General features: G+C 30.6%; 20 protein-coding genes. 6 read left to right on the top strand and 14 right to left on the bottom strand.

The window, feature by feature from the left end; translation table 11 throughout:
* Positions 1–64: 64 nt before the first annotated feature.
* From msrB to ABWP20_RS06215, 3 genes are all read left to right on the top strand, one after another.
* Positions 65–514, top strand: coding sequence for a peptide-methionine (R)-S-oxide reductase MsrB (gene msrB, locus ABWP20_RS06225; protein ID WP_353094804.1), 450 nt, complete (start codon positions 65–67; stop codon positions 512–514).
* A 222-nt stretch (positions 515–736) separates the two neighbouring features.
* The gene (locus ABWP20_RS06220; RefSeq protein ID WP_353094802.1) at positions 737–2,320 is read left to right on the top strand and encodes an ABC-F family ATP-binding cassette domain-containing protein; all 1,584 of its coding nucleotides are present in this window, start codon (positions 737–739) and stop codon (positions 2,318–2,320) included.
* A 150-nt stretch (positions 2,321–2,470) separates the two neighbouring features.
* The gene (locus ABWP20_RS06215) at positions 2,471–3,955 is read left to right on the top strand and encodes an erythromycin esterase family protein (protein WP_353094800.1); all 1,485 of its coding nucleotides are present in this window, start codon (positions 2,471–2,473) and stop codon (positions 3,953–3,955) included.
* Between the two features lie 57 nt (positions 3,956–4,012).
* Here the strand turns inward: ABWP20_RS06215 and phnE are convergent, their stop codons facing one another.
* From phnE to htrA, 8 genes are all read right to left on the bottom strand, one after another.
* A complete protein-coding gene (phnE, locus tag ABWP20_RS06210) occupies positions 4,013–5,569 on the bottom strand; it encodes a phosphonate ABC transporter, permease protein PhnE (protein ID WP_353094808.1) in 1,557 nt (518 codons plus the stop codon).
* Entirely contained in the window at positions 5,562–6,293 is a 732-nt protein-coding gene (gene phnC, locus ABWP20_RS06205; RefSeq protein ID WP_353094798.1) for a phosphonate ABC transporter ATP-binding protein, read from the bottom strand. Before phnC ends, phnE begins: the two co-directional genes overlap by 8 nt.
* Before the next feature lie 11 nt (positions 6,294–6,304).
* Positions 6,305–7,177 carry a phosphate/phosphite/phosphonate ABC transporter substrate-binding protein gene (locus ABWP20_RS06200; RefSeq protein ID WP_353094796.1) on the bottom strand — a complete coding sequence of 291 codons (873 nt, stop codon included), beginning with the start codon at positions 7,175–7,177 and terminating at the stop codon, positions 6,305–6,307.
* A gap of 190 nt (positions 7,178–7,367) precedes the next feature.
* Entirely contained in the window at positions 7,368–8,990 is a 1,623-nt protein-coding gene (locus tag ABWP20_RS06195) for a PucR family transcriptional regulator (RefSeq protein WP_353094794.1), read from the bottom strand.
* Between the two features lie 113 nt (positions 8,991–9,103).
* Positions 9,104–10,483 (bottom strand): amidohydrolase, encoded by a 1,380-nt coding sequence (locus ABWP20_RS06190; protein ID WP_353094793.1) that lies wholly within the window; start codon positions 10,481–10,483, stop codon positions 9,104–9,106.
* Positions 10,484–10,507: 24 nt separating this feature from the next.
* Positions 10,508–11,197: a hypothetical protein gene (locus tag ABWP20_RS06185; RefSeq protein WP_353094791.1), complete on the bottom strand. Its 690-nt coding sequence runs from the start codon at positions 11,195–11,197 to the stop codon at positions 10,508–10,510.
* A 19-nt stretch (positions 11,198–11,216) separates the two neighbouring features.
* Positions 11,217–11,912: a DUF5058 family protein gene (locus ABWP20_RS06180; RefSeq protein ID WP_353094789.1), complete on the bottom strand. Its 696-nt coding sequence runs from the start codon at positions 11,910–11,912 to the stop codon at positions 11,217–11,219.
* Positions 11,913–12,082: 170 nt separating this feature from the next.
* On the bottom strand, positions 12,083–13,306 hold the full coding sequence (htrA, locus tag ABWP20_RS06175) for a serine protease HtrA (protein WP_353094787.1): 1,224 nt from the start codon (positions 13,304–13,306) through the stop codon (positions 12,083–12,085).
* 242 nt (positions 13,307–13,548) lie between these two features.
* Between htrA and ABWP20_RS06170 the strand changes: the two genes are divergently transcribed.
* The 3 genes from ABWP20_RS06170 to ABWP20_RS06160 are packed head-to-tail and all read left to right on the top strand — an operon-like array spanning position 13,549 to position 16,254.
* Complete coding sequence (locus ABWP20_RS06170) at positions 13,549–14,211, top strand: response regulator transcription factor (RefSeq protein WP_353094785.1); 663 nt, start codon at positions 13,549–13,551, stop codon at positions 14,209–14,211.
* A complete protein-coding gene (locus tag ABWP20_RS06165; protein ID WP_353094783.1) occupies positions 14,208–15,560 on the top strand; it encodes a sensor histidine kinase in 1,353 nt (450 codons plus the stop codon). The genes ABWP20_RS06170 and ABWP20_RS06165 overlap by 4 nt, the downstream gene beginning before the upstream one ends.
* Positions 15,561–15,573: 13 nt before the next feature.
* Positions 15,574–16,254, top strand: a complete 681-nt coding sequence (locus ABWP20_RS06160) for an MBL fold metallo-hydrolase (protein ID WP_353094781.1) — start codon at positions 15,574–15,576, stop codon at positions 16,252–16,254.
* Positions 16,255–16,334: 80 nt separating this feature from the next.
* Here ABWP20_RS06160 and ABWP20_RS06155 read toward each other — a convergent pair whose 3' ends face one another.
* The 6 genes from ABWP20_RS06155 to ABWP20_RS06130 all read right to left on the bottom strand — a co-directional run bounded on the left by ABWP20_RS06155 (position 16,335) and on the right by ABWP20_RS06130 (position 21,899).
* Complete coding sequence (locus ABWP20_RS06155; RefSeq protein ID WP_353094779.1) at positions 16,335–17,000, bottom strand: YczE/YyaS/YitT family protein; 666 nt, start codon at positions 16,998–17,000, stop codon at positions 16,335–16,337.
* Positions 16,997–17,746 (bottom strand): exodeoxyribonuclease III, encoded by a 750-nt coding sequence (locus ABWP20_RS06150; RefSeq protein WP_353094777.1) that lies wholly within the window; start codon positions 17,744–17,746, stop codon positions 16,997–16,999. Before ABWP20_RS06150 ends, ABWP20_RS06155 begins: the two co-directional genes overlap by 4 nt.
* A gap of 23 nt (positions 17,747–17,769) precedes the next feature.
* Positions 17,770–18,639: a tRNA 2-thiocytidine biosynthesis TtcA family protein gene (locus ABWP20_RS06145; RefSeq protein ID WP_353094775.1), complete on the bottom strand. Its 870-nt coding sequence runs from the start codon at positions 18,637–18,639 to the stop codon at positions 17,770–17,772.
* Positions 18,640–18,686: 47 nt separating this feature from the next.
* On the bottom strand, positions 18,687–19,634 hold the full coding sequence (locus ABWP20_RS06140) for a DMT family transporter (protein WP_353094773.1): 948 nt from the start codon (positions 19,632–19,634) through the stop codon (positions 18,687–18,689).
* A 130-nt stretch (positions 19,635–19,764) separates the two neighbouring features.
* A complete protein-coding gene (locus ABWP20_RS06135) occupies positions 19,765–20,928 on the bottom strand; it encodes a glycoside hydrolase family 18 protein (protein ID WP_353094771.1) in 1,164 nt (387 codons plus the stop codon).
* 119 nt (positions 20,929–21,047) lie between these two features.
* Positions 21,048–21,899: a GNAT family N-acetyltransferase gene (locus tag ABWP20_RS06130; RefSeq protein ID WP_353094769.1), complete on the bottom strand. Its 852-nt coding sequence runs from the start codon at positions 21,897–21,899 to the stop codon at positions 21,048–21,050.
* Positions 21,900–21,901: the final 2 nt, after the last annotated feature.

Raw genomic sequence — 21,901 nt, 5'->3', positions numbered from 1 at the left:
TAGAAATGTTTTAACTGCATGGTCATTACTGACTATGACATTATTATACTAGGAGATGATAATAATGGATAAAAAATACATTAAGCCTAGTGACAAAGAAATTAGAGATAAATTAAATGATATAGAATATAAAGTTACACAAGAAAATGCTACTGAAAGGCCTTTTTCCCATGAAATCAATAATAATTATGAAGAAGGTATATATGTAGATATAGTATCAGGAGAACCATTATTTAGTTCCAAAGACAAATTTAATGCAGGTTGTGGATGGCCTAGCTTTACTAATCCTATAGAAAATGACCATATAATTGAAAAAATGGATACTACCCATGGAATGATCAGAACTGAAGTAAGAAGCAAATATGGTGATTCACACCTTGGTCATGTATTTAATGATGGTCCTAAAAATAAAGGTGAATTAAGATATTGTATAAATGGTGCTTCCCTCAGATTCATTAAAAAAGAAGATTTAGAAAAAGAAGGATACGGTGAATATATTAATCTATTTGAATAATTCCTTAATTATAAGGAATTTCCTCTTTTTATCTATTTTGTATTCAAAATCTATAAGAATACTTAATCTGGTAATATAATTATATTAAATCTAAAATCTATAGTCAGTCCTTATATTTAAGTTATTTCGATTAAGGTATAGTACATATTTCTATTCTATCTTTTATTTATTTTTTATGGTATAATATTGTGACGTAAATTAAAAGTGAGGGATGGAAAGAAATTGATTAGTGTAAATAATGTAAGTTTAAGATATGGGTCACAAAAATTATTTGATGATGTAAACTTAGTTTTTACTCCTGGCAATTGCTATGGTGTAATCGGAGCCAACGGTGCTGGAAAAAGTACTTTTCTTAAAATCCTATCTGGCGAAATCGAACCAAATACTGGTGATGTTTCTATTGATAAAGATGTCAGAATGTCAGTACTTAAACAAGACCATTTTGAGTATGACGAATGTGAAGTAATTCAAACAGTTATAATGGGCAATAAAAGACTTTATGAAATAATGGTAGAGAAGGATGCTATTTATGCCAAAGAAGATTTTAATGATGAAGATGGTATTAGGGCATCAGAACTTGAGGGAGAGTTTGCCGAAATGGATGGATGGAGTGCGGAATCTGAAGCATCCTCATTGTTACAAGGTCTTGGAATAAGCACTGAACTCCATCAAAAAAAAGTAGCTGATTTAACAGGTAATGATAAAGTTAAGGTATTACTTGCGCAAGCATTATTTGGCAAGCCAGGAATATTAATACTGGACGAGCCTACTAACCACCTTGATGTAAAATCAGTAAGATGGTTACAAGAATTTTTAGGAGACTTTGAAGGTACAGTCATAGTTGTATCCCATGACAGACATTTCTTAAATGAAGTATGTACCCACATGGTAGACATTGATTTTGGTAAAATAAAAATGATTGTAGGTAACTATGATTTCTGGTATGAATCAAGTCAGTTAGCCCTTCAAATGATGAAAGATCAGAACAAGAAAAAGGAAGAGAAAATTAAGGAATTACAATCCTTTATTGCTAGATTTAGTGCCAATGCTTCTAAGTCAAAACAAGCAACTTCACGTAAGAAATTACTTGAAAAAATTACTTTAGATGATATACAGCCTTCTACAAGAAGATATCCTTTTGTTGGATTTACTATGGAAAGAGAAGTTGGAAATGAAATTCTAACAGTGGAAGATATCACCAAGACAATAGATGGAGTAAAAATATTAGATAATATTAGTTTTAGAGTAAATAAAGGCGACAAAATTGCTTTTATTGGAGATGAAATAGGTATCACTACATTATTTAAGATTATAATGGGAGAAATAGAGCCTGATAGCGGAAGCTATAAATGGGGACTTACTATTACAAAGTCATATTTCCCTAAGGATAATTCAGAATTCTTCAATGATGTGGATTTAAACCTAGTGGACTGGATGAGACAATTCTCCGTTGACCAATCCGAAATATATATAAGAGGATTTCTAGGAAGAATGTTATTCTCTGGTGAAGAAGCATTAAAACAAGCCAAGGTACTATCTGGTGGCGAGAAAGTAAGATGTATGCTAGCTAAAATGATGCTGAGCAACTCAAATGTTATAATCCTTGATCAGCCTACAAACCATTTAGACCTAGAATCTATTACTTCAGTGAATAATGGCTTAAAGGATTTCAAGAGTAATGTATTATTTACTTCCCACGACCATCAATTTATTCAAACTATTGCAAATAGAATAATTGAAATAAAACCTGATGGATTCAATGATAGAATGATGACTTATGAAGAATATATAGAAAAATTCTATTAGAAGATAGATCCTTCATTTTATGAGGGATCTTTTTATTTGGTTTTTCCATATTTCACTCTACCGTCTTAATTAAATAATAGGCTATTTTATAGATAGATATATTTGATTGTGGTATAATCTACCATAACTACTAATTAAGGGGGTAAAGTTTTGAAAAAGAATAAGAGAGTCTTTTCAATTTTTTTAGTTGTCATTATTCTATCATCTATGTTTCTTAGTAGCAGAATAATAAGAGCTGAACCAGTTTATGATATCAATAGTATTAGCTCAAAACTTAAAGATAAACTAGTACCTTTAGAAACTACTAATGCAGGAAATGGTTTTGAGGATTTACAACCTCTCAAAGAAATATTAAAAGATGTAAAAATCATTGGTATGGGTGAGGCAACCCATGGAACTAAAGAGTTCTTTGAGATGAAGCACCGTATGTTTGAATTTTTAGTTGAAGAAATGGGATATAGGGCTTTTGCTATAGAATCTGAATTCGGGTGTCATAGAATTATTAATGACTACATACTTCATGATAAAGGTAGTATAGAAAATGCCCTTAAGGTAATGAAGTTTTGGACTTGGTCAACAAAAGAGGTTGCAGATATGATAGATTGGATGAAGGAGTATAACCAGAACCCTAATAATAAGGAAAAAATAAGATTTTATGGTTATGATATTCAGGAAGTTGATAGTAGTATGAATAATATTATAAAGTATTTAGAATTAGTTGATATAGATAAAAGAAATGATTTCAGATCCATTTCTTTAAATAAGCCAACCAGTAAAACTTTATTGAAAGAAACAAAGAATTCTTTTCAGAAAAATATGGATAAGTATATCTCAAAGTCATCCATTTCAGAATATGAAATTATCTTACAAGATTTAGAAGTTATAACCCAATATTTAGAATACCAAGAAATCCACACTAAATCTTTTGGTGATGAAATAGAAGATTCAAATGATTCCATTAGTAATTTATTTAACACTAGAGATTATAATATGGCTGAAAATGTAAAGTGGATCATGAATCATGAAAAAAAACATTATAATAATAATAAGATAATTCTATGGGCTCATAATGGCCATATAAGTAATTATTATTTTAATTTTTTAAATATGGGAAGGCTTCTTAAAGAAGATCTTGGAGATGAATATTATTCTTTAGGCTTTGATTTCTACAAGGGTAGTTTTAATGCAATTGGTCAAACTACTTTTGGAATAAAACTTGGAGTCTTAGAATTGGATGCTCCGAAAAAAGATATATTTTCTTCTTACTTTAAAGCAACAAATTATCCTTTATCTTATCTAGACTTAAAAACTGCTTCTTCTGATAAAACTTTAAAAGAATGGTTGTCTAAAGAGCATTTAATGCATTTAATAGGGGCCCGTCTTCATGAAGGAGCAGAATTACAAAGAATAATACCTTCTCAAAATTATGATGGCTTGATTTATATTGAAAACACAACAGCTGCTCAAGGTTTTTTTAGTAAATATTCAAAAGTGAACCCTCTACCCATAGACGAAGATGGTATAAAACATTTAAATCGAACTCAATTTATTATCCCATCTATAAAGGTATTATTTATTTTGGGCATAATTATATATGCGTTTAAAAAAAGAAGGTCCCTAAAAAATCTAGAATAATTATTACTGTAAATACATTAAAATATCCTATAAGTAACTACTTATAGGATATTTATATTACATAAACACCTTCCTCAAATATTGACTTAGGCTGTCTATTATAATTATCATAATGGAAACCCCCAGAAGTAAAAGTCCAGCCTTTTCCCAATTTCTCCATGTTATATTCATAGCTAAAATAGTACCAATGCCTCCTGCACCGATTACTCCTAATATAGCAGAATTTCTGATATTTGATTCCAGTCTATATAGTACAAGACTTATAAATGTGGGCAAAGTATGTGGTAAAATTCCATGCCTATAGGACTGAAAATTGGTCGCCCCTGTTACAAGTATACTATCCTTTATATTTTCCTTAGTATTTTCTAATACCTCACTATACATCTTTGTTAAAACACCCGTTGTATAAATACTCAATGCCATAGCTCCAGCCAATGGTCCCGGTCCTATGCCACGAAAAAATATTATTGCCATTATTAGAGGAGGAAATGTCCTTAATATATTTATAATCCCTTTAAAACATAGGGATATTGCTTTATTCGGTGAAGTATTATATGCAGTCAAATATGAAAATACTAGAGAAAATAATGCCCCAACTATAGTTGCAAAAATGGCTATGAAAAAGCTTTCTCTTACTCCTTCAATAAGCTTAGAAAAATAGCTAATGTCTATTTTAACCATTCTTCCTACAATATCCCTTCCTTGATTTAATCCTAGTGTCAATCTATTGTAGTCTATATCTAGAGATTTAAAAGCCAAATATAACAGCCCTATTAATAGTATGGGCATATAAATTACCTTTCCTATTTGAAAGCTCTTATAGCTTCTCATTGACTTAAATTTAATAGAAGAATTCTTCAAATATTTTCTAATAGATAGACTTAAAAAATCTATTAATAGAATTGTTAAAAACAAAACCGCTATTATAGTAGCCAAATTATCATATCTTAAATGATTTAAATCTCGCCACATAATCTGACCTATCCCCCCAGCACCTACTAAACCTAAAATAGTTGCAGACCTAATATTGGTTTCTAATACAATAAAAAATATGGAAATAGATAATTCCAATATATATGGTAAAACACAATATCTTAATACCTGTATAGAATTTCCTCCTACAGCCTTAATAGAATTTAATTGATTTTCTTTAATAGCCTCTATATATTCCCTAAATAATCTTATGGACATTAAAAATCCAATAATCGTAAGAGCTATAATTCCTGAAAATCTCCCTATGCTAAATACACTGACTAATAAAGCTGCCCATATTAAGCTTGGAATAGTCCTAAAAAAAGAAAATATTCCATTAAATATACTTGCTAGAAATTTATTTGGCGTTATATTATTTGAAATAAAAAGAGAAAATGGCAATGCTAGTACAACTCCCAATATAGATGAAACTATGGCTATTTCAATGGTTTCAATTAACTTCTCAAAGACTTCCATACTATAAGATAGATTTGGTCTTAAAATCCTTCCAACAAGATCTAGCATACTAGGTATACCTTTATATAATCTAATAAAACTAAAGTCCACATTGAACCCTAAAAAAACCAAAAGAATGATAAATCCTAATATGTATAAAATTTTATATTTTATTTTATTATTCATATATTTCTTTGAGGAGTCCATCATCTAAATCACCTGCTCTTCCATCAAATAAAATCTTTCCCTTCTTAAGAGCTATGATTCTATTACAATATCTTTTTGCCAAATTTACATCATGTAAATTAATGAGTATGGTAATATTTTTCTTTTCATTAATAATTTTAAAATAATTCATTATAGTTTGAGAAGTGGATATATCTAAGCTTGCCACAGGTTCATCAGCCAATATTATCTTTGGTCTTTGACAAAGGATTTTAGCAATAGCTACTCTTTGTTTTTGTCCCCCACTTAATTTATCTGCCCTCTCAAATATTTTTTCACTTAATCCAACCTGCTCTAATGCCTTAGTGGCTCTATTATAATCTTCATCACTAAATATGCCGAGAATTGATTTAAAGGAAGACTTATATCCAAGCCTTCCCATCAATACATTGTCTAAAACTGAAGCTCTTTCAATTAGATTATAGTCTTGAAAAACAAAACCTATTTCCCTTCTCATAGCCCTAAGCTTAAGGTTATTAAGTCCTGTCATATCTATATTATCTATATATATCTTTCCCTTTGTAGGTCTAACTAATAGATTTATAGTCTTTAGCATAGTAGATTTACCGCCACCAGATGAACCTATTACCCCTATAAATTCTCCTTGCTCTACTTCTAAGTTTATATTATCTACTGCCAATACCTTTCTATCATATGAAACCGTAATATTCTCCAATTTTAGCATCAGACCAACTCCTAATTGCCTTCTTTTAAATCAACATTCATAGATTCTGCCGTAGTCCTTATAATATCATAATCTGAATCTGTTGCTTCCTCAAATCCATACATATTAAATAGTTCCTTTAAAAGAGCCAATCCTTCATCGGATTTTGTAATATTTAATAAGGCATTTTTAATTTTATCTTGCATTTCCTTATCCATATCCCCTCTTACAGTCACTGATATATTTGGAATATATTCTGTATATCCTAGAACTTCTGTCTCTTCCATAGCATCTGGGAAGTCTTCCTTATATCTATCTCTTGCATCTACAAAAGTAGTAGCCATATCTACATCACCATTTAGAAGTAATTGTAATGCCTTATCATGTCCTCCAGCATATACATATTCTATATCCTTCTCGATATCTATTCCTTCCTTAATTAGATGCGATCCAGGGAATAAATAACCTGATGTAGAAGATGGGTCTACAAATGCTACTTTCTTACCTTTAATATCTAGAAAATCTTTAATTCCACTATCCTTTCTTACTAAGAATTGAGAACGATATTTTGATTCTCCTGATTTATTTAATGCTGTTAATATAACACCTGCTTTACTCTCCTTATTAGCTAGAACATATGCAAATGGAGGAATGAATCCAAAGTCAACTTGACCTGAGCCTAATCCCTCTACTACTCCAACATAATTAGTAGCGGTAAATCCTTCTACTTTAACCCCCAGTTCCTTAGATAGCATTTCCGTTAAAGGCTCTACAGATTCAATTAATTTATCTCCATCTTTCATAGGAACAAAGCCCATTCTAATAACTTCTTCTTTATTTTGCGTACATCCAATTATAGAAGCAGTTAAAGTTAGAATTAATAATAAAACAATTACTCTTTTCATTGTACCCCTCCTAGACTTAATGTATTGATTATAGAATACTACAGTTTTGTAATAATGACAATACACTTTTCAATAATCCTAAATTTCTTCCAATTGTATCAGTACGGTTTTAGGTATAATAATACTCCCTAGAATATTAGATTTTTATTTTTAATCTATATTAAGGGAGCATATAACTGTCTTTTCTAACTCATTTTATTAATTTTAATAAAATCTCAATCTTTAGTCTATTCATAGGATTTTCCAAATCAAAATTTATCAACTCATTGATTTCTTCTATTCTTTTCCTAACTGTATTTATGTGTACAAATAGGCGCCTTGCTGTAAGACTATAATTCATCCTACATTCTAAATAAACCTTTAAGGTTTCTATAAGGTCTTCATGCTCAGGATTTTCAAATAAGATATTTATATCCTTAGTCATTATTTTTAATTCATCTTCCTTTATATCCATCCAAGCAAAGACTCCTAGATCAGAGTATTTTAGATAATCTCTATGAGGATACAATATCTGCCCTATTTTTACAGTCTGTTGGCATCTTAAATAATTTCTCTTTATTTCATATATTGTACTTTCATTATCTGAAATACCAAAAACCATCTTTATATTTTCAAATTTTAATTCTATTCTTCTTTTAAAAGTTCTAGCTGATTTTTCCATTAGTTCTAAATTTTCTTTTTCTGAAATTCTATTATCTACTGGAAGTAAGAAAATACAACTATTATCATCTATCATAGCCATTCTAGCTTCTGTATGGGATATACTACTATTCACAGCTTCCTTAAGCTCATCTTTATAACTAGATAAATGGGCTTCTTTCTTTTCTTGTTCCATTAAAATTAGATAATAAGTTAAGTTTGTATCTAATCCTAAATCACTGGCCTTCTTAGAGATAATTTCATTATCCAATAAACTTTCAGATATAATCTCTGTAATAAACTTTTCAAAACCTATATCCCCAATACTTTGAGCTACTAATATTTGCTCATATAAAGATTGCAGAAGTAAAAATCCTATTCTTAAGGCAAATTGGTCAAAATAATCTATTAGCCCAGTAGCTTCAACTACTACAAAATATGCCTTTATCTTATCTCCAACTGTAATAGGTACAGTAATCCAGCTATAGGGTTTCTCATATTTATCATCATAAAATCTATATCTTATCATTTTAAGATTATCACATAATACTTCCTTTGTAACTTCAAGTTTTGGGTCCCAAAAGTCACCTATATTAATATCCTCAAGAAGCTCTATAAATGTAGGCGAACTATAATATGCCTTTTCACTTGATAAATCATAGAGCATTGAAGGAAATTTCATTTCACCTTCCATTTGTGATAATATTTTATTTATCTTCCTTGATTGATAGCTTAAATTAGAAAAACTAGTTGGATTAATATTTCCTATTCTAAATTGTCTAATATTTTTATTCATTACAAGAACATTAAGCTGATTCATAATGTCCATCCATGAAGGAGCAATTGGAATATTTATTAGAGGTATATTATACTCGTTAAATGCAGCTATTATGTTGTCCGGAATAGTTTTTAGATATCTATTCATCTTAATTCCCATACCTGATATTTCCCTAAATATATCAGTTTTTATATAAGTTTCAAATAATTCTGGATATTGTTTAAATACATGTCCTGAGGATATAACAAACTCCCTGCCCTTTGTCCATTTATATCCATCTGGCGCATCTAATATCGCTATTCCTTGGATCTGATTATCTAATCCTTTATTCCCAGCCAGTATTTGAAAATCTTTAAAAAATTCTGCGTCGAGCATTTCTCTAACTGTCAAACCCATGTCTCCATTACCTCCGTAACTAATATTATATCACAAGAATTTCTTAATATTATAAAAAAGGGATTCATTACAGAGAATCCCTTTTCTTATTTTAATCATTACTTTACTCATTACTATTTAAGCGGACATATATACTTTCTATTCTTTGTCCTTTTATTAAATTCATTCTTTGCTTCCTCTACTAGATTAGGATCATTTAATAAATCATACATTATACCCGAGAAAATTTCTGCCGCATATAACATACCCTTCATGCCCATAGATGAAGCTGATGAGGAAGTTGCTTGCCATGAGTGAGCTGGTACACCTAATGGCCAAGTAGCAGTGAAAAATAAGTTCATAGGCATTAGCCAGGAAACATCTCCACTATCTGAGGAACCAGCTACCACTACATTACCTACTTTATCTTTATCTAGTACTGATTGATGTATATATTCTTTTTCATCACTATCTAATGATATAAATTTCTTAATCTCAGTTTCTACCATATTTGGATCTAGAGTTTCTTGTATTGTTTTTGCAAATTGAATTTCTTCTTCCGTATAAGATGGTGCCCCAATTTCTACCATATTTTTATGAGTTAAATCATATAATACATTATTTAGTAATTTCTCATAGCATCCACCTAATACTTCACACTCAACTGTTGTTTCTGTCATCATTGCTGCACCTTTTGCAATCTTAATAAGTCTTTCTGTTATTTCTTCAACATCTTTCCTATAAGGTGCTCTAACAAAATACCAAGATTCTGCTTCCTTTGGAACAATATTTGGTGCTCCTCCTGCATTTGTTATTGTATAATGAATTCTAGCTGAATCTATAACATGCTCTCTTAAATAGTTCGCACCTACATTCATTAATTCCACAGCATCTAAAGCAGATCTTCCCGCATCTGGAGATTGAGCTGCATGGGCTGATATTCCATGAAATTTAAACTTAATAGAATTATTAGCCAAATATGCCTTATCTATTGCTACATTAGCATTCATTGGATGCCAGCTAAGGGCAATATCACATCCCTCAAAAGCTTCTACTTTAGCCATCTTTACCTTACCAATCAGAGTTTCCTCTTCAGGGCAGCCATAAAACCTAACAGTTCCACTTGTTTTAGTTTCATCTAAATATTTCTTAATTGCAAGTACAGACCCTAAAGCTGCGCTACCTAATAGATTGTGTCCACAGCCATGTCCTGGACCACCTGTTTCTATTGGATTAAACTTTATATCTAAAGACTGGGATAATCCTGGTAATGCATCATATTCTCCTAATACTGCTATTACAGGAGCTCCACTACCATATTCACCGATAAAGGCATTTTCCATTCCTTCTACTTCTTTTATTTCAAACCCATAAGATTTTAATGTACTTCTAAATAAATTTGATGACTCTTTTTCTTTTCCAGAAATCTCAGGATTATTCCATACCTTTAGGCTTAATTCTTTTACTTCTTCACTTACATCCTTTAAATATTTTAACACATCTAATTTATTCAATTTAGACCCTCCCTATAGTTATTTCTATATAAGCTTTTTCTTATACAATGTTGTACCTATAGCCATAGTTCCAAATACTGAACCTAATGTAACTATATAGCTGGGGTTACCTGGTAAAAAGCTAAATACTCCTATTTTTAAAGCAAAAGTTAATCCCAATGCTATCCCTAATGCTATTGGGGCTAATTTTAACTTTTTGAGAGCAAACTGTACAAAGATTGCTCCAAATAATGCTGGTAATAAAAAATTAAATGAATCAACTACATTCTTAGGTAATGATTCTAGAATTGCTGCACCAGCAAATACTCCCAAAGCCAATATTACGATGTTTACAATAACTGATGTAGCCATACCTAATGTGGCTATTATGGTTCCTTCCTTTGTTCCAGGTTCTACACCTGCCACATTCTGTGATACTGCTGCAGATGGAATTCTAAGATTTGAAATATTTCCAGTTACAAATGCCATATATGTTCCCGGCACACCAACTATTGGAAAATATGATATTGGTTCAACTATCCAGTTTATACCTGCCGCAGATGCTATAGCTATGAATGCTGTAATTATTGCACTTATCGGCGGGACAAGCCCATATACTACTGCAAGTACTAATGCTGGCCCAAATGATAATAATACACCTAACCAGCCAGTTATTTTTCCCCATTTGATGATATATGGTAAATATACTCCATCGAATTGATCGCTTTTTTCCATTCTCAAATCCTCCTCTAGACTAGATTAATGCAGCTACTATCATTCCACCAAATAATGCTATGGTTAAAGCCCATTCCTTAAGCCATTTAATATTCTTTTTTTCTGATATTGGGGATAATATTAACATTATGATTCCACCTACTATTGCCGCAACTGTATTTTTATTCATTGCTACTAAATGTCCTGATGCCAATGAACCAAATGAACCTAACATTGCAGCTATGGATATAATGCCTAGCATCCCCTTGTCTCCTTTGGAAAATTTAGTCTGTACTTTTTCCATTTTATCTGCTGTCAATGTAGAAAATATTATCCAACCTATGGAGCCAAGTATCATGGTCCAAACTGCATTTGTGAAAGCTATATTTGTCATTGGATCTATTCCCATCTTAACTCCTACAGCCTCTGTTCCAAAGCCTGCTGCCATCATTTCAAACATTACAGAACCTATAAAAGATAATCTCATCCATGCCATAGGTCCTCCTACTGTTACTAATAGTGATAAAAGTCCTGTTAGAATTACTACAGAAGGTCCTAGTGATGTAATAAAGCTGCTCTTCATTGCACTTTTCATCTGTTCTTCTGTAAGCCCTATTTCCTTTCCTGTACTGTAAGATTTTTTGGCAAATATAATTGCCTGAAATAATGCCAAGGTTATTGCAAGTCCTGCTGCTAACCACATTGGGAAACTGTTTGCAATTTGTAAATAATCCATGCTTACTCCTCCTTAGTTTATTATTTATCTAACTATCTACCTAAATATTATCACTCCAATATATATCAACCAATGCAAAAACTTTTCTTATTTAACGTGGTTTATGAAAATATTTTCATAAATAAAAAATAGTCCATGGAAAGGGGGACTATCCATAGACTATTTTTTATTTAATTCACATCAGTAAATTCTATATCAATTTTTTGTTCAGTATTATTCCTTATAACTGTTAGTTTTGCCTTATCTCCTTGTTTATATTTATAAAGAGCCTTCTTTAATTCATTCATATTTGATGTTTCTACATCATCTATTTTAACTATTATATCTCCATTTATTAAACCAGCCTTAGCAGCAGGAGTATTTGACCCTACTTCTATTAAGATTATACCTTTTTCTGTTCCTAGATTTATTCCTAGTCTATATTGATACTCTTCTACTGAGACTCCTTTTATTCCCATATATATAGTTTTGTACGTTCCATTTTTAACTACTTCTTCAACTATTACCTTTGCTTTATTTATAGGTATGGAGAATCCTAACCCTTCGGCTGATTTTATCTTAGCTGTATTGATACCTATTACTTCACCCTTACTATTTAGAAGAGGTCCTCCACTATTACCTGGATTAATAGATGCATCTGTTTGTATTAAATCCTCTATTACATTGTTTGACTCTACCTGAATAGTTCTACTAAGTCCAGATATTATACCTGATGTTACAGATCTTTGGAATTCCAATCCCAAAGGATTACCTATGGCTACTGCTATTTCACCAACTTCTAGCTTATCAGAATCTCCTAATGTCGCTACTGGAAGTCCTGTTGCTTCTACTTTAACTACAGCAAGGTCTAATGTACTATCATTCCATAACACTTTACCTTCTTTTTTGTCTCCATTTTCAAATAATACATTTATAGATTTTGCATTTCCATCTCCTACAACATGGGAGTTTGTAAGTATATATCCATTACTATCTATTATAACTCCTGACCCTACGCCTTCTACTTCTTGTTGAGAAAAGAAAAATTGCTGTATCTCTACAGAAGTTATACCTACTACTGAACTCATGGCTTTTTTTGCAACAGCAGATACTGCATTTATATCATCGTTAGTCGTAATATTTACTGGAGTTGCAGCATATTGAGTATTTTTTGGACTAGGTAATACCCTTCCATATAAATTTGGCCCTATATAAGAGGAGGATATTCCCCCTACAAGTGAAGCAACTAATGCCAATGCTATATAAGATACTACACTGCCTCTAAAGGATTTCTTTTTTGGCTCCTTTTTTTCTTCAGAGCTTCTATACATATAGATGTCCTCTGGTATTTTATACTTTTCCTCTTCTTCATTTCTTTCAGGTTCTTCCATTCTGAAATCTTTATTTTCATCCATGATATCTACCTCCGTTTTATCAATTAACAATTTTTAAATAACTCTAAGATTGATCTCTTGTTATTTAATCTGCTGATTGCTCTTTGTTAATATTGATTGTCTTTTTTTATTATCTTAATTTTAATCTTATATTATGAAAATAATATGGTAGAATTATGTTTTTGTTGTGGGATTTAGTTTTTATTTCATATATTTGATATAATATCATTGAATAAATGGAATTCTATAATGAGGTGATTTTAATGTCTTATAAAATATATTTAGTAGAAGATGATGAAAATTTAAACTTAGTTCTTACATCTTATTTAAAAAAGGAAGGTTGGGACGTATCCTCATTTTTAAATGGCCTTGATGCAGAAAAAGCCATCTTAACTCCACCTGATTTGTGGATACTTGATATCATGTTACCTGATATTGACGGATATCAATTGATTAAAGAAATAAAATCATCTACACCTAATATTCCTGTTATATTTATATCTGCAAGGGATGCCGATATTGATAGAGTTGTTGGCCTTGAATTAGGCAGTGATGATTATTTAGCCAAACCGTTTTTGCCAAGGGAGCTGGTAATTCGTGTTAGAAACCTTTTAGATAGGTTTAACAACAGCACTTCCACTGTAAATAATCTGCCTCCTTATACTATTAATCATAACAGCAGAACAGTGAAACTCGGAGAGAATATAATTGATCTTACTTCCAAAGAATATGAATTGTTAATATACTTTGCCAAAAATCCTGGTATAGCACTATCTAGAGAACAGATATTAGACCATATATGGGGCAATGATTATTTTGGCTCCGATAGAGTTGTAGATGATTTAGTCAGAAGGCTTAGAAAGAAAATGGAATATTTAGATGTGGAAACTGTCTATGGCTATGGATACAGGGTGAATAAATCATGAAAAACTACCCATTAGCCGTTCAGATTTGGATTGTTATTGCCATTATTACTTTATCTATTTCCATATTAATGGCATTTATGTTACCTTCTAATTTAAGAGATTTCTTTACAAGAGAAATTTATGCCTCTATTCATGCCGCTCAAGATTTAGTATTTAATCAATTTGACAGTAATATATATAGGGATTATATTGGACCAGATTTCTTTGGGAAAAATGAACAGGTACTGGAAAATATACGAACTGTAAAGCATTTTATAATATATGATAATAATAAACCCATTGTAAACTTCTCAGTTCCTGAAGAATTTCTAATAAAAGTTCAAAAACAGGCTTTGCTGCAAAAGGAAATTAGCCAAGAATATAGTGGAAATATAAATAAAGAGAAGGTATTTTATATTATTTCAAAATGTAAAGTATTAGGTCATGATGCCTTTTTAATTTCCTATATGGGTGATTCATATAGAGAAGACTTAGTTAAAACTCTATTTAAAAAGCTTTCAAATATTATGGGTTTAGTATTGTTATTTAGCTGGATTCCAGCCATTTTATTGTCTAGATATTTATCTAAACCATTAGTTAATTTAGAAAAAAAGGTAGGAAAATTGGCAAACAATGAATGGAACGAACCTATAGAATTAAACCGCAAAGATGAAATAGGCAAGCTTGGTTTTTCCATTGAATACCTTAGGAAACAACTTATACGTCAAGATGAAGCAGAACAATCTTTTTTGCAGCATGTATCTCATGAATTGAAAACTCCAGTAATGGTTATCCAATCTTTTACCCAAGCTATTAAAGATGGAATATATCCTAAAGGTACATTGGAAGATTCCATAGATGTAATAGATGATGAAGCTAAGAGACTTGAAAAAAAGATAAAGAATCTATTATACCTAACTAAATTAGATTATTTATCTAATCACGAAATAGAGAAAATTGCATTTTCCCTTGATACATTAATTAAAGATATAGTCGATAAGTTTTCTTGGCATAGATCAGCTATCGATTGGAATCTAGAACTTATTCCCACATCTATAGAAGGAGATTTAGATCAATGGAAAATTGTAATTGAAAACCTATTGGATAATCAAATGCGATATGCAAATAGGGAAATTCTTATTTCCTTAAAGAAAATGGACAATAAAACCATACTTAGAATATGGAATGACGGACCAGCTATTGAAGATAAACTCTTAGATACATTATTTAATAAGTTTAATAAAGGATATAAAGGTGAATTTGGGCTAGGTCTAGCCATAGCATATAAAATCATTGAAGCACATAAATCTAATATATTTGCTGTAAATGAAAAAAAAGGGGTATCTTTTTATATAGAGATTTCTACTTAGGGGGTTTAATAATATGAATAAATTAAATGTAAAGATAGAACATATTTTTCATAGCGGATTTACTGTGGAAACAGAGAATTACCTTTTAGTATTTGATTATTATAAAGGCAATATTTATCTGAAAAATAAAAATACCATAGTCTTCGCTACCCATTGTCATGAAGACCATTTTAATTCAACTATATTAGAATGGAAAAATCTAGACAAGAACATAAACTATGTATTTAGTTCCGATATAGATATTAAAGGCGAAAAAATATATAATATAAAGCCTTATGAGGAACTAGAATTAGAAGGTATTAAAATAAAGACATTTAGCTCTACAGATGCAGGGGTATCATTTCTCATCAATATAGATAATATAAATATATTCCATGCTGGAGACTTAAACTGGTGGTGTTGGGATGATGACACAGAAGAAGAAAAAACATCTATGGAAAAAGCCTTTAAAGAGGAAATATCTAAAATTAAAGATTATTCCATTGATATTGCCTTTTTTCCTGTAGACCCTAGATTGGAAACCGCCTTTAGCTTAGGCGGAGAGTATTTCATTGAAGAAGTTAAACCAAAATATTTTATCCCTATGCACTTTGAGGATAAGTTTAGTACAACAACAGACTTTATCCACAAAATAGGCGATGTAAGTACTAATATTGTGGAAATTACCCATAGGAATCAAATAATATGTATTTAATAAACAAAAACTAAGAAAGAACTTTAAAGTTTTTTCTTAGTTTTTTTAGTTTCTATAATGATTTTACGGTTTCAAGAGGGCTAAGCCTCATCTTTTTTCATCCATTTTTCTTTTATAAACTTTATATCATCAGATATATATCTATGCTCTACATCAGCTACATTAAAATTAACTGTCTTGAAAGCAAATTGAAAAAAATATCCTCCAGCTATGGACATTATGGCAGTTCCTATACCTACTGAACCACCTAAGAAATATCCTACTATTATAGCTAAAATTTCTACCGAATTTTTTACAAACCTTACAGATTTCTTTGTCTTCTTAGTCAATACAACCATAAGTCCATCTCTAGGTCCTGCACCAAATCCTGCGCTAATATAAATATAACAACCATATCCTAATACTAGCATACCTAAAAGCATCATTAATAAACTTAGAAGAAAATTATCAAAAATAGGGATTAATTTATTAAACATTAGAAAATCAACAAAAATGCCAATAGCTATCATATTAAATATAGTGCCCCATCCTATATTTTCTCCTAGAAATATATCTATTATAATTATTATAAGTCCAGCAATTATACTTGCTCTTCCTATTGGCAGATTAAATACATTTCCCAATCCCTGATGAAATACATCCCAAGGAGCAACACCTATATTTGCATTAATAGTCATTACCATCCCTGCCGCACATACAAAATACCCTATAAAAAGTCTGATAAATCCTAAAACTGTTTTTTTCATATAACTAACTCTATTGGACAATGGTCAGAGCCCATTACTTCACAATGAATATATGCCGATTTTATCCTTTCTACAAGAATGTCAGATACAATAAAATAATCGATTCTCCACCCTACATTTCTAGATCTAGCCTGTCTCATATAGGACCACCAAGTATATGAGTCTTCTTTATCTGGATAGAAATGTCTAAATGTATCAACAAATCCAGATTCTAATAATACTGTCATTTTATTTCTTTCCTCATCAGTAAATCCTGCATTTTTTCTATTTGTACTCGGATTTTTCAAATCTATTTCTTTATGGGCAACATTTAAATCACCACATAATATTACAGGTTTTTTAACCTCTAACCCCTTTAAATAAGATTTAAAATCATCTTCCCATTTCATCCTATAATCTAATCTTGCTAACTCTCTTTGGGAATTTGGAGTATAGACGTTTACTAAGTAAAAATCTTCATACTCTAAAGTAATTACTCTACCTTCATTATCATGTTCCTCTATATCTATACCATAGAATACATTTTTGGGCATTATCTTTGTAAATACTGCAGTTCCTGAATATCCTTTCTTCACCGCATAATTCCAATATTGATGATATCCTTCTAAATCTAAGTCAATTTGTCCCTCTTGTAACTTAGTTTCCTGTACGCAAAATATATCTGCATCAACTTCATTGAAAAAGTCTAAAAATCCTTTCCCTACACAGGCACGAAGCCCATTTACATTCCAAGAAATTAACTTCATTACCATTCCCCCTAATAGTTGTTTTAATATTCGTCTAAAAAGGAATATTTATCTCCATCTTCTTGCCATCCTAATATTCCATTCATATTAACATTTTCAGCCGCCCTAAAAATATTAATATCTACATTTGCAAAATTCTTCTTTAATTCTTCAATTAAATCCTTTATCTCATATCTTTTATTACCAATTTTTTTAGCTGCGACCATGCAGGCACAATTTAAAGGCCATATTCCTGAATTTTGAATAAATCTTTGAATATAGATTTCTTCTATTAAATATAAGGGTCTTATTAACTCAAGGCCTTCAAAGTTTTGAGCCTTTAGTTTAGGAAGCATTGTCTTAAAATTACCTGCACATAATATATTTAGCATTGTAGTTTCTATAACATCATTAAAATGATGACCTAAGGCTAGTTTATTGCAGCCTAATTCCTTTGCCTTGCCATATAAGGAACCCCTTCTCATTCTAGCACACATATAACATGGATAATCACCAGCTATTTTATCTGCAACTTGAAATATATCTGCATCATATATATGAACTGGTATATCTAAATATTTACAATTATCCTCTAAAAGTTCCCTTATCTCTGAATGATACCCTGGATCCATGGCTATAAACTCTAATTCAAAATTTCTATTTCCATTTTTATATAATTCTTGAAAGAGCTTTGCCATGAGAAGACTATCTTTGCCTCCTGATATGGCTACTGCTATTTTATCTCCATCTTGTATTAATTCATATTCTTTGATTGCCTTAATGAACTTTGCCCATATATGTTTTCTATATGTTTTTATAATACTTCTTTCTATATCAGCTAATGGTTTTCTCTCATTAAAAGGTACCAGTATTTCACAACCTGTTCCTTTTATACCATTATCCTTTTCATCCATTATTATCACTCCATTAATTTAATTGATTACTCTACTTATATTAAAATCTATTCTTCCAATAATTCATTTTGAATTAAAACCTGATTTTCATCACTTTTCCCTCCAAAATATACGGTTCCCCATACTCCTATTAATATCATCAAAGCACCAATAAAATCATACCAGAAAAAGTCTTCTTTCAATATAAATACTCCAGCTAAAATTGATACTATAGTACTTAGATTGGCAAATACTGCAGATTGGGATACTGGTATCTTAGATATGGTATAATTAACCATGAAAAATGCAATTATTGACGATAATATACCTAAATATAAAATTGGGATTATAGCCTGACTATTTATCAAAGGTGTAAAATAACTTCCTATAGTACCCTTTATCAAATTAATAGTAATTAATATTCCATTAAATGTAATTGCTGCTACCCACATCATTATATATGTTATTTCAATAGGAGTAAAATACATAGATGACTTTTTTGAACCGATATTATAAAAGGATGATGCAATTACTGCAAAAAGTAAAAATATAACACCTAGAAAGTTGCCAGATAAACTTAGACTATCCTTCATCACATTTATAAAAACAACTCCAGCTACAGATAAAATTATAAATCCTAACTGTATAGGTTTAAGTTTTTCATGCAGAAAAAACATACTAAACATAGCAACAAATACGGGTATCAATGATATCATAAGACCAGCTTCTGAGGAAGAAGTCATTTTCATTCCCATGGATTCAAAGAAAAAATATAATACAGGCTCACAAAGAGATGTTAGTAAAACAATCATAATGTTCTTTCCCTTTAAATCTACCCTAATGACTTTAAGCTTCTTTAATAAGGTCATTATCAAAGCTGCTAATAAAAACCTAAAAGCAATAAGTTCAACTGGAGTCATAACCTCTAGCCCTATCTTTGAAAACATAAAAGAAAATCCAAATATAGTAGAATATATAATTGCCGAAATTATAGGCAGGTGTTTTTTATTATTCATAAGCAGCATCCTTTCTTTTAAAAAGTACTATATTACTTCTATTTCTTCCAATAATATAACATATTTTCATATTTATCTGCAACTATAGAAAAACCTAGGATTTCATCAATCCTAGGCCTTATATAAACTATTATTTTAGTTCTTTATTTAACTTGTCCAACAGAACCTTATTTGGGTCACTACTTAAATCCCAAATCATAGCTCCACCTAATCCAGTCGATTTAATATATTGTGCTTTATGATAAATAGACTCCTCATCCTCATATGATATGAAAGTTACCCCGTCATAAAGCCATGGAACCATTGATTCTTCACTATAATATCTTATAACTCCTGGTTTATTTAAGTATTTTGAAACTATATTAGCATAACTAATAGATGAACCTCCTTGATACATCTGATGTAGTCCATTATATGATGAAGTCACCATATTATATTGCTTACCAAAGAAAGGAACTCCCATAACAATTTTTTCTTTAGGAAATCCTCCATTTATCCAAGCTCTAACTGCTGAATCTACACTTGATTTAACATAATTTGGAGAGTTAGCATTCCCATATAAAGGTGAATTAAAATCCGTATATTTATCCCAAACTCCATGCATATCATAGGTCATAATATTTGCAAAATCTATATAATTATGGATATTCCATAATTCAACACTATTAATATATTCTTTTCCTGCTCCACCAGCAATAGATAGTTCATAATATTTTCCATCTTTTCTGCCTTGTATATCTAATTTTTCTCGTATTGCCTTAAGCAAAAGAGTAAAGTTCTGTTTATCTTCTTGTCTACTCTTATTTGTTGAAAGCCCTCCGCCTACTGGATATTCCCAGTCCAAATCTACTCCATCAAATCCATATGTTTTAATAAATTCTACACAATTATTGGCAAACCTAGTTCTAGAATCCTCTGTTAAAGCAGCATCAGAAAATTTACCAGACCATGTCCATCCACCAACAGATATTAATATTTTAAGTTCTGGATTAATCCATTTAAGTTCCTTTAATTTTTGTATATTATAAGGGTCAACATTTAAATCCCTTAAAATTACTTTTAAATCATCACTGATATCTGCAAAACCATAATTAATATGAGTCAACTTAGTAGCATCAATTTTATCAGGTGTAAATCCTGAATATGCTGACCAAGATGTATAATAACCTACAACTTTCTTATCTTTATTCCCTATTGAATTAGCCATTACCTGAGGGGTTAATATACTAAATATCAAAAGACAGATAAGAACTGAAAATATCACCTTTTTTCTACCCATAGAGCCCTTACTCACTAAAAATCCTCTCCTTTTGCATAATAAACCTACTCTGATATATTATAGAGTTTTATTTATTATGTCAACCTGCAGATAATGGTAATCCTAGTGTAGTTTTATTAATTAATTTCATTCTATTAAATAGTTAAATACATCTCATATTGTGATATATTGTCTTTTTGGAAGTTCATACGCTTTACAAAGCCTTCTATATTAGCATTGTTAGGAAAGCTTATAGTTATATTCTTTAAGTTTAAATCTTTAACTGCTTTTAAAATGAAGCTTCTTCCAATTCCTCTTTGACGATACTGTGGACTAACCCAAATAAAGAGGATTTTTCCATTTTTACTTATACTCATAGCCCCTATTAGTTTATTTTCCTCATAAACTCCATAATAGATTAATCCTTCAAGCTTTTTCATATAGTCAAAATCATTTTGCCAGTTAATATGTATATCTCTTATTGCTTCTGATAAATTCAAAATAGTATCGAAGGTTATTTCTTCTATATCTATAGATTCATCTGCTCCCTCATGTAGTTCATCAATGTTTTTATTAGAATAGTACTTTATATCATAGACCTTTTCATAGCCTAATTTACTATAAAATTTAATAGCCCTATCATTACCTACTATAACTTCTAAAAACATCTGTTTACATTTATTACTTACTGCAGCCTTTCTATGTAACTGAAATAGACTTTTACTAATTCCTTTTCCACGATAATCTGGATGAACACAGAGGGACCCACAGCGCATAGTTCTCATTCCTTCATACTCTTTAATACCTCCTAGGATTAATCCTATTGGACTGCCTTCATCTAAAGCTATAAATGAATTCTCCAATTGATTCCCTTCTGGTCCAAAGAAACGTTTTATAAAATCCTCTTTAGAAATCTGAAATTTTACTATATAATCGGAAAAGCCCATTTGAAAAGCATCATATACTTTTTCAAGTTCAACATTGTTACAATACTCATATATAATCATTT

It is taken from the genome of Tissierella praeacuta (genome assembly GCF_040396155.1).
Taxonomy (GTDB): domain Bacteria; phylum Bacillota; class Clostridia; order Tissierellales; family Tissierellaceae; genus Tissierella; species Tissierella praeacuta_A.
This window is presented reverse-complemented; position numbering and strand designations above follow the sequence as displayed.